At 72.0% G+C, this 15103-nt stretch carries 13 protein-coding genes; 6 read left to right on the top strand and 7 right to left on the bottom strand.

The features are described from left to right. Window positions 1-3: 3 nt before the first annotated feature. The 4 genes from BMZ47_RS23360 to thrC form a co-directional block, all read right to left on the bottom strand. The gene (locus tag BMZ47_RS23360) at window positions 4-417 is read right to left on the bottom strand and encodes a globin family protein (protein WP_091864421.1); all 414 of its coding nucleotides are present in this window, start codon (window positions 415-417) and stop codon (window positions 4-6) included. A 69-nt stretch (window positions 418-486) separates the two neighbouring features. Beyond that, a complete protein-coding gene (locus BMZ47_RS23355) occupies window positions 487-3405 on the bottom strand; it encodes a sensor domain-containing phosphodiesterase (protein WP_091864420.1) in 2919 nt (972 codons plus the stop codon). Window positions 3406-3660: 255 nt separating this feature from the next. Next, window positions 3661-4956 carry a M16 family metallopeptidase gene (locus tag BMZ47_RS23350; RefSeq protein ID WP_091864419.1) on the bottom strand — a complete coding sequence of 432 codons (1296 nt, stop codon included), beginning with the start codon at window positions 4954-4956 and terminating at the stop codon, window positions 3661-3663. Between the two features lie 7 nt (window positions 4957-4963). Next, window positions 4964-6376 (bottom strand): threonine synthase, encoded by a 1413-nt coding sequence (gene thrC, locus BMZ47_RS23345; protein ID WP_007560567.1) that lies wholly within the window; start codon window positions 6374-6376, stop codon window positions 4964-4966. 232 nt (window positions 6377-6608) lie between these two features. Between thrC and BMZ47_RS23340 the strand changes: the two genes are divergently transcribed. Continuing rightward, window positions 6609-7004: a hypothetical protein gene (locus BMZ47_RS23340; protein WP_091864418.1), complete on the top strand. Its 396-nt coding sequence runs from the start codon at window positions 6609-6611 to the stop codon at window positions 7002-7004. A gap of 69 nt (window positions 7005-7073) precedes the next feature. Next, complete coding sequence (locus BMZ47_RS23335) at window positions 7074-7517, top strand: hypothetical protein (protein ID WP_091864417.1); 444 nt, start codon at window positions 7074-7076, stop codon at window positions 7515-7517. A gap of 23 nt (window positions 7518-7540) precedes the next feature. Here BMZ47_RS23335 and BMZ47_RS23330 read toward each other — a convergent pair whose 3' ends face one another. Next, on the bottom strand, window positions 7541-7954 hold the full coding sequence (locus BMZ47_RS23330) for a DUF4864 domain-containing protein (protein ID WP_091864416.1): 414 nt from the start codon (window positions 7952-7954) through the stop codon (window positions 7541-7543). 317 nt (window positions 7955-8271) lie between these two features. On the opposite strand from BMZ47_RS23330, the gene rutA reads away from it, so the two are divergent. From rutA to rutC, 3 genes are read left to right on the top strand one after another with little or no spacing between them, the layout of a single operon-like run. Then, complete coding sequence (gene rutA, locus BMZ47_RS23325) at window positions 8272-9366, top strand: pyrimidine utilization protein A (RefSeq protein ID WP_091864415.1); 1095 nt, start codon at window positions 8272-8274, stop codon at window positions 9364-9366. Then, window positions 9366-10103 (top strand): pyrimidine utilization protein B, encoded by a 738-nt coding sequence (gene rutB, locus BMZ47_RS23320; RefSeq protein ID WP_091864414.1) that lies wholly within the window; start codon window positions 9366-9368, stop codon window positions 10101-10103. Before rutA ends, rutB begins: the two co-directional genes overlap by 1 nt. Window positions 10104-10148: 45 nt before the next feature. After that, on the top strand, window positions 10149-10535 hold the full coding sequence (gene rutC, locus BMZ47_RS23315; RefSeq protein ID WP_091864413.1) for a pyrimidine utilization protein C: 387 nt from the start codon (window positions 10149-10151) through the stop codon (window positions 10533-10535). Here rutC and BMZ47_RS23310 read toward each other — a convergent pair whose 3' ends face one another. Together BMZ47_RS23310 and BMZ47_RS23305 are read right to left on the bottom strand one after the other, a co-directional pair. Continuing rightward, complete coding sequence (locus BMZ47_RS23310) at window positions 10536-11474, bottom strand: glycosyltransferase family 2 protein (protein WP_091864412.1); 939 nt, start codon at window positions 11472-11474, stop codon at window positions 10536-10538. Then, window positions 11471-12376, bottom strand: coding sequence for a glycosyltransferase family protein (locus tag BMZ47_RS23305; RefSeq protein WP_244536918.1), 906 nt, complete (start codon window positions 12374-12376; stop codon window positions 11471-11473). Before BMZ47_RS23305 ends, BMZ47_RS23310 begins: the two co-directional genes overlap by 4 nt. Window positions 12377-12922: 546 nt before the next feature. On the opposite strand from BMZ47_RS23305, the gene BMZ47_RS23300 reads away from it, so the two are divergent. Continuing rightward, a partial coding sequence (locus BMZ47_RS23300) for a glycosyltransferase family 2 protein (RefSeq protein ID WP_139221053.1) occupies window positions 12923-15103 on the top strand: 2181 nt, incomplete at its 3' end.

Genomic DNA, 15103 nt, shown 5'->3' with positions numbered 1-15103 from the left:
TATTCAGGCGGCCTCCGCCGCCGCGCCCTTCATCAACCCGGCCACCAGCGTGTAGGTCTCGGTCCAGGCCTCGCGGACCTCGGGGGTAAAGGCGGGGCCGAGGCCCTGTTCCAGGGTCCAGAGCAGGGCGGCGCCGACCGGGGCGTAATGGGCGTCCTGCGTGCCGTAGGCCACGTGCTTGCGCCCGAGCTCCTGGATCGCCGGGGCCACGGTCTCCGGGTGGCCGAGATTGGCCACGGCCAGGCCCAGCATGGCCATCAGTTTCTTCTTCTGCTCGGCCATGTCGTCGGGGAAGAGCGGGCGGACCTCCGGGGCGATCTCGAACAGGCGCCCGTAGAACAGGTCGGCCGCCGTCCCGGCGATCGGCCGCACCTTCGCGAAACTGTCCTGGACGAGCCGGACCTGATCGGGCGTCATCGCATCCCCTGCCGAAAGACCTGTCCCCCGGCGGGGTTATAGCCCGGCTCGGGCCGGGTGAAACCTGTATCAGGCGGCTTCGGGCGCGGCGCCGACGATCTGGCGGGCCTGGAGCATGGTCATCGGCTCGCCGAAGGCGGGGCCGAGGGCGTATTCGCAGCCGAGGCCGGCCAGCGCCTGGGCGTCGCCCTCCGATTCGCAGCCCTCCGCCACGATGGCGAGGTTCAACTCGCTCGCCATCCGGACGATGGAGCGCAGGATCGCGGTCTGGCCGGTGCCGATCTGGCGCACGAAGGTCGCGTCGACCTTGATCGTGTCGAACGGGAAGCGCTGGAGGTAGGACAGGGCCGAGTAGCCGGTGCCGAAATCCGACAGGCACAGGCCGGCCCCGAGGTCGTGGATCCGGGCCAGCATCTGGGCGGCGTATTCCGGGTTCTCCATCACCAGGCTCTCGCTGAATTCCAGCTTGAGCGAGCCGGGCAGGGCCCCGGAGCGGGCCAGCACGGTCTTCACGTCGTGCAGCAGGTCGTGGCGCAGGAGCTGGCGCGAGGACAGGTTGCAGGCCGCGAAGATCGGCGGCTCGACCTCGAGGGAGCGCTGCCAGGCGGCGAGTTCCAGGGCGGTGCGCTCCAGGGCGAAGATGCCGAGATTGACCACGAAGCCGCTCTCCTCGGCCAGCGGCATGAAGGTCGAGGCCGGGATCCGACCGAGCTTCGGATGGTCCCAGCGCAGGACGGTCTCGAACCCCGCCACGGTGCGGTCCTCGAGGCGGACCACCGGCAGGAACAGCACCCGGAGTTCGTTGCGCTCGATCGCCTTGCGCAGGTCGCTCTCCAGCATCAGCCGGTCGGAGCGGTCGGTGCGCATATGGGCGCGGAACACCTCGATGCGGTCGCCGCCGTTGCGCTTGGCCTGGATCATGGCGATCTCGGCGCTCTTGAACACCTCGTCGCGCTTGAGGTTGGCGCCGGCCTCGTAGAGGGCGAGCCCGATCGAGACGGTGAGGAAGATCTCCCGGTCGGCATAGGTGATCGGCGTGGCGATCGCCCGGCGGATCATCTCGGCAAAAGCCAGGATCCGGTCGGGGTCGCGCTCGGACAGCAGGATCACGGCGAACTCGTCGCTGGAGATCCGGGCCAGGCTGTCCTGCGGCCGCAGCAGGCGGCCGAGCCGGCGGGACAGGGTCAGCAGGATCGAATCGCCCGCCGACAGGCCGATGGCGTCGTTGATGCCCTTGAACCGGTCGACATCGAGCACGATCACGGTGGGCCGGAGGCGCTGGTCCTGGCCCGCGAAGGCCAGAGCCGCGTCGAGGCGGTCGCCGAACAGCTCGCGGTTGGGCAGGCCGGTCAGGCTATCATGCACGGCGTCGTGGAGCAGGCGCTCCTCGGCGGTCTTGATCTCGGTGACGTCCGCGATGGTGCCGACCACGCGGATCACCTCGCCGTCGGCGCCGATCACCGGCCGCGCCTTCAGCCGGTACCAGAAATAGGTGCCGGCGGCCGAGCGCAGGCGGAAATCGTGGACGATACGCCCGCGCCGCTCCTCGATCACCGTGTCGAGGGCCGCCGAGTAGCGCTCCACGTCGAACGGGTGGAGCGTGCCGAGCCAGTTCGTTGCCGGGCCCTCCAGGGTGCCCCGGGGCAGGCCGAGCTGGGCCTCGATCTCGGGGCCGGCGAAGACCCGGTCGGCGGGCACGTCCCAGTCGAACACCACGTCGCCCGCGCCGGTGAGCGCCAGGGCCCGCCGCTCGGTATCCGAGACCAGGGCGTGGCTGAGGCCGCCGCCCGCGAAGGCGTGCTGGAGAACCGTGAAGCCGATCAGCATCACGATCAGCACGAGGCCGCCGATCAGGGCCGGCTGCACCAGGTCGCTGCCGATCTGGCCGGTGACCGCGAAGCCGGCGGCCGTGACCCAGACCACCAGCAGCAGCCAGGTCGGCACCAGCAGGATGGCGCGGTCGTAGCCGTTATGGGCGGCGAGGTAGACGATCAAGAGCAGGCCGATCCCGGCCACGGCCGCGATGGAGATGCGCGCCACCCCGGCCGCCACGGGCGGGTCGAACACCGCCAGGCCGACGAGGCCCGCCAGGAAGGCGAGCCAGAAGAACGCCACGTGGCTGTAGCGCACGTGCCAGCGGGCGAGGTTCAGGTAGGCGAACAGGAAGACCAGCAGCGTCGCCCCGAGCACCGCCTCGGCGGAGGCCCGGTAGACTCGCTCGGCGAGCTCGGTGACGGGAAAGACCCGCTGCAGGAAGCCGAAATCGATGCAGGCATAGGCCAGCACCGACCAGGCCAGAGCCGCGGCGGCCGGGAAGATGATCGCCCCCTTGACCACGAACACGATGGTCAGGAACAGGGCCAGCAGCCCGCTGATGCCGATGATGATGCCCTTGTACAGGGTCAGGCCGGCGGTCTTGCGGCGATAGGCGTCCTGATCCCACAGGTGCAGCTGCGGCACGTTGGGGCCGCGCAGCTCGGCGACGTAGGTGACGGTCGTGCCGGGATCCAGCGTGATGGTGAACTGGTCGGCTTCCGGGTTCTCGTCGCGCTCCGGGCGGATGCCCTGGCTCGCCGTGATGGCGGCGATCCGCGAGCCGCCGAGATCGGGCCAGATCACCCCGGAATCCACCAGCCGGAAATGCGGCGCCACCAGGATGCGGTCGATCTGCTCGTCGGTGTCGTTGGTGAGCGCGAACACGATCCAGTCGGGCCGGGCGCCGGCATCGCGCGCCTTCACGACGATGCGGCGGACGATGCCGTCCTTGCCCGGTGCCGTCGAGATCTGGATCAGGTCCCCGTCCGAGCGGTAGCGCTCGATCGCGGTGGTCAGGTCGATCACCGGCGCGTCGAGGGTGACGCGCACCGCCTCGACGGCCAGGGCCGGAGCGCTCGCCGAGACGGCCAGCGACAGGGCACCGACCAGGGTCAGGAGGAGGGCGAGGATGCGCAAGGGTGTCTTGAGTTCCGGCCGTGCGAGCTTCGGCATCGGCCACCCGGGCGGCCGCGATCGATAGAACGGCCCCGATCCCGGGGCAGCCGCCCCGGTCCGGATCCGGACCCCGCGGATCGCGCCCCTTTGCGGCCAAATCAAGTTGGGTGCGCGGGGGCGGCGCCCGGCCGGGGCGGGTTTGCGGTGGATTTCACAGCCTCGTCCCGGAAGGCGGCGTCCGGCTTTCGGAAAAGAGGCTGCCCCATCAAAGGCCTGGCGCGTCGCCCCGGCTTCGGCACCCGGAACGCGGCCCTAGGCTGCGCCGAGGGCCGCGGCGATCCGGTCGAGGGTGGGCAGCTTGCGGATCGGGCCGATCGCCGCCAGCGTCGGCGCGCCCTTGAGCATGTCGGCCGCGACGGCCCGCACATCCGCCACCGTGACGGCGTCGACCTTGTCGATCACCTCCCCGGCGGGAATGACCCGGCCCCAGGCCAGGATCTGGCGGGCGTTGCGCTCGATGCGCCCACCGGGCGTCTCCAGCGCCGAGAGCAGGGACACCTTCAGCTGCGCCTTGGCCCGGGCGATCTCGGGCTCGGCGAGGTCGCGGGCGGCCCGGGCCGTGGCCGCCAGCGTCACGTCGACCAGCTCGGGCAGGTCCGCCCCGGCGGTCCCGGCGCCGATGCCGAACAGGCCGCAATCGGAGAACGGCCAGTGGAAGGCCTGGATCTCGTAGGCGAGGCCGCGGGTCTCGCGCACCTCCTGCCACAGCCGCGAGGTCAGCCCGCCGCCGAGCACCTGGGCGAACATGTGCAGCGCGTAGTAGCGCTCGTCCCGGAACGACAGGCCGGGCAGGCCGATCACGACGTTGGCCTGTTCGAGCTTGCGCGGCATCCGCCGCTCGCCGCCGCCGTAGAGCCCCGCCACCGCCGCGGGCGCCACTGTCGCCGGCAGGGCGCCGAAATGGCGCTCGGCGGCCGCGACGATCGCCTCGTGGGTGACCGCGCCGGCCCCGGCCACGACGATGCGGTCCGGCGTGTATTCCCGGGCGAGATAGGCGCGGATGCCGGCCTCGTCGAAGCTCCGGATCGTCTCGGGCCGCCCGAGGATCGGCCGGCCGACCGGCTGGTCCGGGAAGGCGGCTTCCGTGAAGGCGTCGTAGACCACGTCGTCGGGGGTGTCCTCGACGGCGGCGTATTCCTGCAGGATCACGCCCTTCTCGCGGGCGAGCTCGCCGGCATCGAACACCGAATCGGTGAGGATGTCGCCGATCACGTCGAGGGCGAGGCCGGCATCCTCACCGAGCACCCGGGCGGTGTAGCTCGTCCCCTCCGTGGAGGTGGCGGCGTTGATCTCGCCGCCGACATTCTCGATCTCCTCGGCGATCTTCTGGGCCGTGCGCGTGCGGGTGCCCTTGAACGCCATGTGCTCGATGAGGTGGGACAGGCCGGCCTCATCCGCCCGCTCGTTGCGCGAGCCGGCGCCGACCCAGACGCCGAGGCTGGCGGTCGCCACCCCGGGCATCGGCTCGGTGACCACCGTGACACCGTTCGCGAGCCGCGTGGTGCGCAGGTCCGGGGAGGCGGCGTGCGTGGAGAAATGCTGGTTCATCGCGGGCTCAGGCACCCTTCGTGATGCGGGCGCGCTCGCGGATCAGCCGCTCCACCGCGGCCTGGTCGTTGGCCACCGGGGTCATGCGCTCGGGCCGGTCCATGAGGTCGGCGAGGTGCGGCGGCAGGGCCGGGCGCAGGCCGCCCGTGGCCTTCGCGACCGCGTCCGGGAATTTCGCGGGGTGCGCGGTGGCGAGGGCGACGACAGGGGTGGCCGGGTCCTTCTCCAGGAGCCGGCGGCCGGCCCGCACCCCGATGGCGCTGTGGGGATCGAGCACGATCCCGGTGGCGGCCTGGGTCAGGGCGATCTCCTCCATCACGTCGCTCTCGGGCACGGCGACGGCATCGAACTCGGAGCGGACCGTGGCCAGGACGTCCGGGCTCAGGGAGAAGCCGCCGGACTGCTTCAGCCCGGCCATCAGCCGCGACAGGGCCGAGGCGTCGCGGCCGAGCGCCTCGAACAGAAGCCGCTCGAAATTCGAAGAAATCTGGATGTCCATGGAGGGCGAGGTCGTGGGCACCACGCCGCGCAGCTCGTAGGCGCCGTGCTCCAGGGTGCGCACCAGGATGTCGTTGGCGTTGGTGCCGATCATCAGCCGCTCGATCGGCAGGCCCATCCGCTTGGCGACCCAGCCGGCGAGCACGTCGCCGAAATTGCCGGTCGGCACCGCGAAGGAGACCGGCCGGTGGGGCGCGCCGAGCGCCACCGCGCTGGTGAAATAGTAGACCGCCTGCGCCGCGACCCGGGCCCAGTTGATCGAGTTGACCCCGGACAGGCGCACCGCATCGGCGAATTCGGCGTGCTGGAACAGGGCTTTGACGAGGTTCTGGCAATCGTCGAAGGTGCCGTCCACCGCCAGCGCGTGGACGTTCTGGGCCGGCACGGAGGTCATCTGCCGCCGCTGGACCTCGGAGACCCGCCCGTGCGGGTAGAGGATGAAGATGTCGACCCGGTCGAGGCCGCCGAAGGCCTCGACGGCGGCCGAGCCGGTATCGCCCGAGGTCGCGCCCACGATGGTGGCGCGGGTGTCGCGCTTGGCGAGGACATGGTCCATCAGCCGCCCGAGCAGCTGCATCGCCACGTCCTTGAAGGCGAGCGTCGGCCCGTGGAAGAGCTCCAGCAGGAACAGGTTGTCGTCGAGCTGGGTCAGCGGGCAGACCGCCGGGTGCCGGAAGGTGGCGTAGGATTCGTCGATCATCCGGTCGAGGTCCGGACCGGCGATCTCGCCATCCATCAGCGGGCGCAGCACGCGCTTGGCGGCCTCCGCGTAGGGCTTGCCGGCCAGCGCGGCGATCTCCGCCGGGCCGATCTGCGGCCAGGTCTGCGGCACGTAGAGTCCGCCGTCGCGGGCGAGGCCTGCGAGGAGCGCATCCGAGAACGAGAGCGGCGCGGCCTCGCCGCGGGTCGAGACGTGGAGCACAGGGGCCTCCGGGAGGAAGGCGCCCCCTCTACACGATGCGGGCGGACCTGTCGAAAGCTTGGCGCGGCCGAGGGGGGTCCGCGGTTTAACCGGGCCTGAACGGGCCGGTTCAGGACCGGTTGCGCCGCCACGCCTAGAACCGGATCACCCCCGAGGAACCCCGGCCCGACCGGCCGGTGCCGCGGGGGCGGCCCGACCCCGCCTGCGGGGTGCCTTCGGAAAGAGAGCCGACATGATTCGAACCCGTGCCGTTCGACCCCTCGCCCTGGCCGGCGCCGCAGCGCTGCTGCTCGGCACCGCGGCGATCGCCCAGACCCCGCCGCCCGGCGGCCCGCGGCCGGGTCCCGAGGCCGGCGCCCCGCCGCCTCCGCCCCCGGGCGGTCCCCGGCGCGGTCCCGGTCCGGACGGGCCGCCCCCGCCGCCCCCCGGCGGTCCCCAGCGCGGCCCGGGCCCCGACGGTCCGCCGCCGCCGCCTCCGCCGCCGAAGGGCGCGCATTTCCGCCTCGAGCGGGGCGACACCCGGATCGACGTGAAATGCGCCGACGAGGACTCGATGAAGACCTGCGCCGACATCACCCTGCAGCTCGTCGACAAGCTCGGGACGCTGCGGCCCGCCGACGCCCGATAGCGCCTCGCCACGCCGGCGGGGCTCGGAAACGACCCCGCCAATGCCGGCACCCACCACAGGATCACCACCATGACCGATACGAGAACCGATTCGCATGAAGCCGCCGGCACCGTCTGGGCCGTGTTCGGGCACCGGTTCGCCCTCGACGGGGCAGGGGGGCGGATCCTGGCGGATCTCGGCCCGAAGGGCGCCGCGGGCATCGCCCTCGCGGTCGGCGACCGGGTCGCGCTGCAGGGCGCGAAAAAGCCCTGCGCAATCAAGGTCACCCGCCTCACCCTGGCGGACGGCTCGACCCGCACGATCGACTGGCCCGAGAAGGAGAAGCACGCCCATCCGCCGGCCGATCCCGCCCGGGCGGTCCGGGCCGCGGAGGCGGCGGGCTACGCGGTCGCCGGCGTGCCGGAGCGGAAGCCCAAGCATTTCGAGCTTCCGGCCGACAAGGACGGCGTACGCCACACGGTCCACGTCGCGCTTGACGGGACGATCCGGAAGGCCGTGGCCCTCGCCGCGTAGGCCGGCGGAACCGCGGGCGCCGGTCAGGCGCTCGTGCCCGGCGCCTTGATCAGGCGGCAGCCGGTGATGCGCCAGGCCCCGTCCGCGTCCCGGGCGAGGCTGTACTCGGCGGTCCAGTCGACGCCGTACTCGTCCTGGATCGCCACCGACTGCACCATTCCCGCCTCCCCGGTATCCCGGCCTTCGCCGAACACGAAGCTGCGGTGGCGGTAGACCGGACGGTACTGGTTGCGGACCATGCCGATGAACAGGTCGGCGTTCGGAAACAGCTCCTGGATCGCCGGGGCCGCCTGGGCATAGGCGGTCGGCGCGTCGTCGCGCCCGAGCGCCTCGACCTGCTTGGCGATCACCGCCCGGGCCGCCGCCCGGGCGCCGTCATCGGCCAGGGCCGGCCCCGCGAGGCCGAGGATCAGCAGGAGGGCGAGCCACGCGCGCATCGACGGTCACTCCGATCAAGCGCCTCCCACGAGACACCTGAGCCGACGGATCATCTAGATGGATGCGGCCGGTCGGCAAGCACTGCGCGTGCGAGATGTGCAGGCGTCGCGCTTCGGTTGTGCAAGTCGCTGGAAAGAGTGGCATTTTCCGCCCCGAACCCGCGCGCGGGTTTGATTCTCCGCCCCGGTTTTGCGAGCGTCCCGGCGACCGACTCAGTCCTGCGGGACTCGGTCGCGGGGGGCAGAGGGCGATGACGCAGAGCCAGGCAGACGCGGAGGGCCGCCCCGGGGCGGTCCCGGCCAAGGACGTTGCTCCCATGAGCGTCGGGGTGTTCATCCCGATCGGCAACAACGGCTGGCTGCTGTCGGAGAACGCCCCGCAATACCGGCCGAGCTTCGCGCTCAACAAGCAGATCACCCTGAAGGCGGAAGCGCACGGGCTCGACTTCGCCCTGTCGATGATCAAGCTGCGCGGCTTCGGCGGCAAGACCGAGTTCTGGGACCACAACCTCGAATCGTTCACCCTGATGGCGGGGCTCGCCGCGGTGACCACCCGGATCAAGCTGTTCGCCACCGCGGCGACCCTGTGCATGCCGCCCGCGATCGTCGCCCGCATGGCCGCGACCATCGATTCGATCTCGGACGGGCGCTTCGGCCTGAACCTCGTCACCGGCTGGCAGAAGCCGGAATACGACCAGATGGGCCTGTGGCCCGGCGAGGAGTATTTCTCCAAGCGATACGACTACTTGTCGGAATATGCTCAGGTTCTGCGCGAGCTGTGGGAGACGGGGGCCAGCGACCTCAAGGGCACGTTCTTCCAGATGAACGATTGCCGCCTGAGCCCCCGGCCGCAGGCGCCGATGAAGATCATCTGCGCCGGCCAGAGCGGCGCCGGCATGGCCTTCACGGCGCAATATGCCGACTACAATTTCTGCCTGGGCAAGGGGGTCAACACCCCCACCGCCTTCGCGCCCGTGGTGGAGCGGCTGGCGGAGGCCAGGGCCAAGACTGGGCGGCACGTGACCGCCTACGCGCTGTTCATGATCATCGCCGACGAGACCGACGCCGCCGCGATGGCGACCTGGGAGCATTACAAGGCGGGGGCCGATGCCGAGGCGATCGCCTGGCTCGGGATCCAGGGCGCGGCCGACACCAAGTCCGGCAGCGACACGAACGTCCGCCAGCTCGCCGACCCGACCTCGGCGGTGAACCTCAACATGGGCACCCTGGTGGGCAGCTACGCCCACGTGGCCGAGATGCTCGACGCGATCATGACGATCGACGGGGTGGAGGGCGTGCTGCTGGTGTTCGACGACTTCCTCAACGGGCTCGACGCCTTCGGGACCCGGATCCAGCCGCTGATGCAATCCCGCCGGCACGTCGTGCCGACACCGCTCGCCGAGGTCGCGTGATGGACGTGCAAGCCGGATTCCACGACGCCCATGGCCGCCACGGCGGCGTCATCCTGCCGGCCCGGCCCGAGCCGATCGCCTTCGATCCGGCCGCGACGGCGCTGATCGTCGTCGACATGCAGAACGCCTATGCCAGCCCGGGCGGCTATCTCGACCTCGCGGGCTTCGACGTCTCGGAGACCGGCCCGGTGATCGCCCGGATCATTAAGGCGGTGGCGGCGGCCCGGGCCGCGGGCATCCGGATCCTGTGGTTCCAGAACGGCTGGGATCCGGATTACGTCGAGGCCGGCGGCCCGGGCTCACCGAACTGGCACAAGTCCAACGCCCTCAAGACCATGCGGCGGCGGCCGGAGATGAACGCGCAGCTCCTCGCGAAGGGGTCCTGGGACTACGCCCTGGTGGACGCCCTGAAGCCGGAGCCCGGCGACATCGTGCTGGGCAAGCCGCGCTACAGCGGCTTCTACAACACGCCGCTGGACAGCATCCTGCGGGCCCGGGGGGTGAACACGCTGGTCTTCACCGGCATCGCCACCAATGTCTGCGTCGAGTCGACCCTGCGGGACGGCTACCACCGGGAGTATTTCGGGATCGTCCTGGCGGATGCCACCCACCAGGCCGGGCCGCGGAGCCTGCACGAGGGGGCGCTCGCCAATATCGAGACCTTCTTCGGCTGGGTCTCGGACGTGGCGTCGTTCGAGGCGGCGCTCGGCGCGCAGACCCGCGCCGCCGCCGAATAAACCACCCGCCGTCTCCGAACCCGCAACGCCAAGTCCGGAAAAGAAATGCCGAAGCAGGTTGTCATACCGCCGGGGACCGGCAAGCCGCTCGCCCCCTACGTGCCCGGCACCCTGGCCGACGGGGTGCTGTACGTCTCGGGCACGCTGCCGCTCGATGCCGACGCCAACGTCGTCCATGTCGGCGACGCGGGCGCCCAGGCCCGGCACGTGCTGGAGACGATCAAGGGCGTGGTCGAGGCCGCGGGCGGCACGATGGACGACGTGACCTTCAACCACGTCTTCCTGAAGGACTGGTCCGATTACGCGGCGATCAACGCAGTCTACGCGGAATACTTCCCGGGCGAGAAGCCGGCGCGCTACTGCATCCAGTGCGGCCTCGTGAAGCCCGACGCCCTCGTGGAGATCGCCTCCGTGGCCCATATCGGCCGCTGATCACCGGCCCCGCAGAAGTTTTGGCGCAAGGCCGGGTAGCGCTGCCGCCAGGAGCCCGGCCGCGCGCAGCACCTCGACGGCCTCCTGCGGCGAGCGGCGGGCGAGCGCCAGGGCGAGCCGCAGCGGCACCTGCGCGCAAAAACTCGCCATGGTGAGGGCGAGGGCGGCGGCCGGGCCGTGATGCTTGCCGGCATAGAGGATCTGGCTGCGTAGGAAGTAGAACAGGCGCCGCGCCCGGGCCTGCCGGGTCGTGCCCTGGCCGACATGGTGGGCGACCGCCCCGGCCACGTGCCGCACCGCGAAGCCGGCGGCGCGGGCGCGGGTGCAGAGGTCGGCATCCTCCCAGTAGACGAAGAAGCGCGGGTCGAAGCCGTCCAGCGCCGCGAACAGGTCCCGGCGGATCATCAGGAACGCGCCCATCACCTGGCCGACGGCCCGGTCGTCGGCGTGATCCCATTCGCGCAGGAAATGCGGCCGGACGAGGCCAAGCCGGTCGAGCGCGAGGGCGCGGCCGAGGAGGCCGAGACCGGTGGGCGCCCGGGCGCAGGAGCGGGCGGTCCGCCCGTCCGGGTCGACCAGCCGGGCGCCGACGATCCCGGTACGCGGATCGGCCATCAGGGCGTCCAGGGCCACGAGCAGGGCGTCGGGGGCGACCTGCGTGTCCGGGTTGAGGAACAGGATCGCCGGGGCGTCCCCGGCGGCGGCACCCTGGTCGCAGGCCCGGCCGAAGCCGCGATTCTCGGCGTTGCGGATCAGCCGGAGCGGGCGGGGCAGGGCGGGCAGATCGTCCGCCGAGCCGTCCTGCGAGGCGTTGTCGACCACGATGACCTGCACGGATGCGGCCTCCCGGACTGATGCGAGGCTCGCCAGGCAGGCGCGGAGGAGGGCGCCGCCGTTCCAGTTGACGATCACCACGTCGAGGGCGGCGCGGTCGGTCATGGGCGATCCCGGGGCGGGCCGAGGCGCCCGAGGGCGCCGTCGCGGACGGCCCCGAGCAGCCGCAGCAGCACGGCCGGCCGCCAGCCCGAATCCGCCCAGTACAGGCCGGCCTGGAGCGGCAGGTAGGCGGCCTGGGCGAGCTTCCAGCGCAGGGGCACGTGCGGCAGGCGCCAGGCATAGACCGCGTTGCGCAGGTAGGTCGCCATGCGGAACAGGGGCTGGCGCGGCATCGCGATCCCGAAACCGCGGATCACCCCGCCGCCGACCCGGTGCGGAATCGCGACGTCCCGGGCCAGGTAGCAGCCGTAACCCAGGCTCCAGGCGCGAAAGCACCATTCGAGCTCGACGCCGTCGATGTAGAAATCGGCGCGGAACGGCCCGATCCGGGCGAGGGCGTCGAGGTCGATGAGCGAGCCCGAGGTCGCCAGGAACTGCACCGGGGCGCAGGCTTGAGAGAGGGCGCCGCAGGCCGGTGCGCCGGGGCGGGGCGGGTAGGATGGCGCCTTGTGGCCGGGGGCGGGGGCAGGGGCCGGCCCCACGACCGCGACCGGGATCGCGGCCGCCCGAAGCCGCTCGCGGGCGGCCAGCAGCGCCGCGGCCAGCCCGGTCTCTGGCTCGGCATCCTGGTCGAGCAGCAGCAGGGTCTCGGCGCCGGCCGGCCGGGCCGCCGCGGCGATCCGGTTGAGCGCCTCCGCGATGCCGAGATTGCGCCCCGCCGACAGGACGGTCACCCCGGCCCGGGTGAGGCGCTCCGCATCCGCCTCGGCCAGACCGCCATCGTCGAAGGCGATCACCCCGGCGCATCCGGAGGCGGCCTGCGCCAGCACCCGATCCACCTGGTCCGGGCTCGGCCGGAACAGGGTGATGCCGATCATGAGGCGGCCCAGCGTCGGTTCAGGCACGGGCCGGGCTCCGGCCGCTCTTACCCGCCCCACCGCGGCGGCGTCGGCCTGTTCGAGGTCGAGGGGTCCGCGGCGCGGCATCGAAGGGATCGCTCGCGAAGGAAGACCGGACTGGAAAGCCCGCGCGGCGGGGCATGGCGTCGATTCGGTCCCGATACAGCATCGTCCCGAAAGGTGGCTGCCGGCTTTCGGAAAAAGGCGATGTGAAGCATAGACCTCGCGCACCGTGCCGGGTCCGATAACCCGACACGGTGCGCGAGGCCGGCGTTTCGATATCGCGGGCCCCGGTCCCCGACAAGCGGCCATGCCGGGTCGCGCAGCCGCGCGGGTCGGGGACGGGCCGGCCCATGGTTTACGGACTCCGCCGGTTCCGTTAGTTCGACGGGCGAAGAATGCGAGGCCCGCCTCCGCGCCTCGCACGCCCCGACGCTGCCGACCATGAGCCGATCCGAGACCCGCGCCTCGACCGCGTCGACCCCGAAGGCGGCTGCCGGATGCCGCGTCTCGTGACGGCACGCGGCGCACGTTTCCCCGCAGAGCCCTGAGATGCGCCTCGGTTTGCCCCCGACCTTCGGGCGGTTCAAGCGCCGCATCGGCCGGCCCGTCGCGCGCGGCGCCCTCGACTCCGCCCGCGCCCTGCGCCTCGGCTGGCGCCGGCTCAGCGACCCGCTGGGCAGGCCCGCCGCCCTGCAGGCTCGCTTCGCCGCGGGCGCCGGCGGCGACCTCGAGGCGCGTCTGGTCGCGGCTTTGGAGCCGTATGTCGATGCCGGCTTCTACGCGAGCTGGTACGGCATCACGGCCGATCCGGTGCGGGACTACCTCGTGGCCGGCTGGCGCGAGGGCCGGGACCCGCGACCGGACTTTTGCACCGCCGACTACCTCGCCGCACGGCCGTATCTCGCCCGGGCCGGCATCAACCCGTTTCTGCACTGGGTGACGGCGCAGCGCGCGAAGGGCGGTGCCCTGCCCCGGCCCGACACGAAACAGGCCGAGCGCCTGGCCCGCCGCCTCGTGGACGGGGCCTTCTACCTCGCCAACAACCCCGACCTGCGGGCGGCCGGCGTCGACCCCGCGGCCCATTACATGGCCTCCGGCTGGCGCGAGGGCCGTGAGCCGTCGCCGCACTTCGACACCCTGGCCTATTGCCTGACCCGGGGCATCTCCTACGCGACCCAGAACCCGCTGGTGCACTACGTCCTGCACGGCGGCCCGGCCCGGCCCGAGCCGGCGGATCTCGTCGCGCTTCAGGCCGAGACGATCGGTCCCTATTTCGACGCCGCGTATTACCGGCAAGGGTTGGACGGGTCGGACGCGGCCTCCGACGCCGAGCTGCTGCGCAGCTACGTGAGCGGCGGTTGGCGGGCGATGCGCAGCCCGCGCCAGGATTTCGACCCGGCCGGCTTCGTGCAGGCGCGGGCCGGCAGCCGGGCGGTGCTCGGCGACCCGTTCTTCCGCACCGTCGCCGAGACGCTGCTGATGGGCAAACAGCCGTTCTCGGGGACGGACAGGCTGAACGTCCCGGCCGTGGACGAGGCTTGGTACCGAGCGACCTACCCGGACGTGCGGGAGGCCGCACCTTATCTGCACTTCGCCACAAGCGGCTGGCGGGAGCTGCGCGATCCGGGCCCGGGGCGCTCGACGCTGGACGCGCTGCTGCGGGTCTGCGGCCTGCGCCCGGCGCGTCCGCCCGTGGAGGACACGCTCTGGCTCGGCGCGATCGGCCGGGAGCCCCTGGACCGGGCGGCATCCCTGGACCTGCAGGCCGGGCTGGCGGCGCTGCATTTCGACCACGCCTTCTACCGGGAACGCTACGGCCTCGCCGAGGATGTCGACGCGGTCCGCGACTATTGCGACACCGGCTGGCGACAGGGCCGCAACCCGCGCCCCGATTTCAACGGGACCGCCTATGGCGACGCCCATCCCTGGGTGCGCGAGACCGGCATCGCGCCCCTGGTCCACCACCTCGCGACGGCACTGCTGCACGGCGTCGACATCGCGGCCGGGCGGTTCGACCCGCGCTACGGCCCACCGCCCTCCGAGGCGGACGCCCTGGCCGAGCAGGCCCGGCTGTTCGAGCCGTATTTCGATGCGGCGTTCTACGCCAAGCGCAATCCCGACGTCGCCGGCGCCGCGGGCGGCCCGCTCGCCCATTTCGTCGCCTACGGCCAGCACGAGGGTCGTGACCCGAGCAAGACCTTCTCGATCGCGTTCTACGCGGAGACCTACGGGCATCTTCTTGCGCCGGGTGAATCGCCGTTCCTGCACTACGTGCGCACCGGGCGCGCCGCCGGGCTGATGGGCTGCCCCGAGGATCTCGGCAGCTGGCCGGCCATGGAGGCCCCCGAGCCGCAGGACTGGGACGGCCTGCCCCGCGCCCTCACCCTGGCCCAGGCCCGGGTCGTCGTGATCATGCCGGTCTACAAGGGCCGCGGCGAGACCCTGCGCGCCATCCACGCCTGCCTCGCCGCCCCGCAGAAGACCCCGTTCACCCTGCTCGCGGTCAACGACCGGTCCCCCGACCCGGACCTCACCGCCGACCTCAAGGACCTCGCCGGGCGCGGCCTGTTCCACCTCGTCGAGAACCGGGAAAACCTCGGCTTCGTCCGCTCGGTCAATCGCGGGCTCAGTCTGCGCCAGGGCAAGGCCGTGGTCCTGCTCAACTCCGACGCCCAGGTGTTCGGCGACTGGCTCGACCGGCTGGTCGCCCATGCCGAGGCAGCCGAGGCC

Origin of the sequence: Methylobacterium brachiatum (assembly GCF_900113845.1) — a bacterium.
In the GTDB taxonomy this organism is placed as follows: domain Bacteria; phylum Pseudomonadota; class Alphaproteobacteria; order Rhizobiales; family Beijerinckiaceae; genus Methylobacterium; species Methylobacterium brachiatum.
This window is presented reverse-complemented; position numbering and strand designations above follow the sequence as displayed.

Coding starts and splice junctions, on each gene's coding strand:
- rutC (WP_091864413.1), top strand. CDS start 10,149: ATGCCGAAGCAGGTTGTCATACCGCCGGGGACCGGCAAGCCGCTCGCC.
- rutB (WP_091864414.1), top strand. CDS start 9,366: ATGGACGTGCAAGCCGGATTCCACGACGCCCATGGCCGCCACGGCGGC.
- BMZ47_RS23310 (WP_091864412.1), bottom strand. CDS start 11,474: ATGACCGACCGCGCCGCCCTCGACGTGGTGATCGTCAACTGGAACGGC.
- BMZ47_RS23355 (WP_091864420.1), bottom strand. CDS start 3,405: ATGCCGAAGCTCGCACGGCCGGAACTCAAGACACCCTTGCGCATCCTC.
- BMZ47_RS23350 (WP_091864419.1), bottom strand. CDS start 4,956: ATGAACCAGCATTTCTCCACGCACGCCGCCTCCCCGGACCTGCGCACC.
- rutA (WP_091864415.1), top strand. CDS start 8,272: ATGAGCGTCGGGGTGTTCATCCCGATCGGCAACAACGGCTGGCTGCTG.
- BMZ47_RS23335 (WP_091864417.1), top strand. CDS start 7,074: ATGACCGATACGAGAACCGATTCGCATGAAGCCGCCGGCACCGTCTGG.
- BMZ47_RS23360 (WP_091864421.1), bottom strand. CDS start 417: ATGACGCCCGATCAGGTCCGGCTCGTCCAGGACAGTTTCGCGAAGGTG.
- BMZ47_RS23330 (WP_091864416.1), bottom strand. CDS start 7,954: ATGCGCGCGTGGCTCGCCCTCCTGCTGATCCTCGGCCTCGCGGGGCCG.
- BMZ47_RS23340 (WP_091864418.1), top strand. CDS start 6,609: ATGATTCGAACCCGTGCCGTTCGACCCCTCGCCCTGGCCGGCGCCGCA.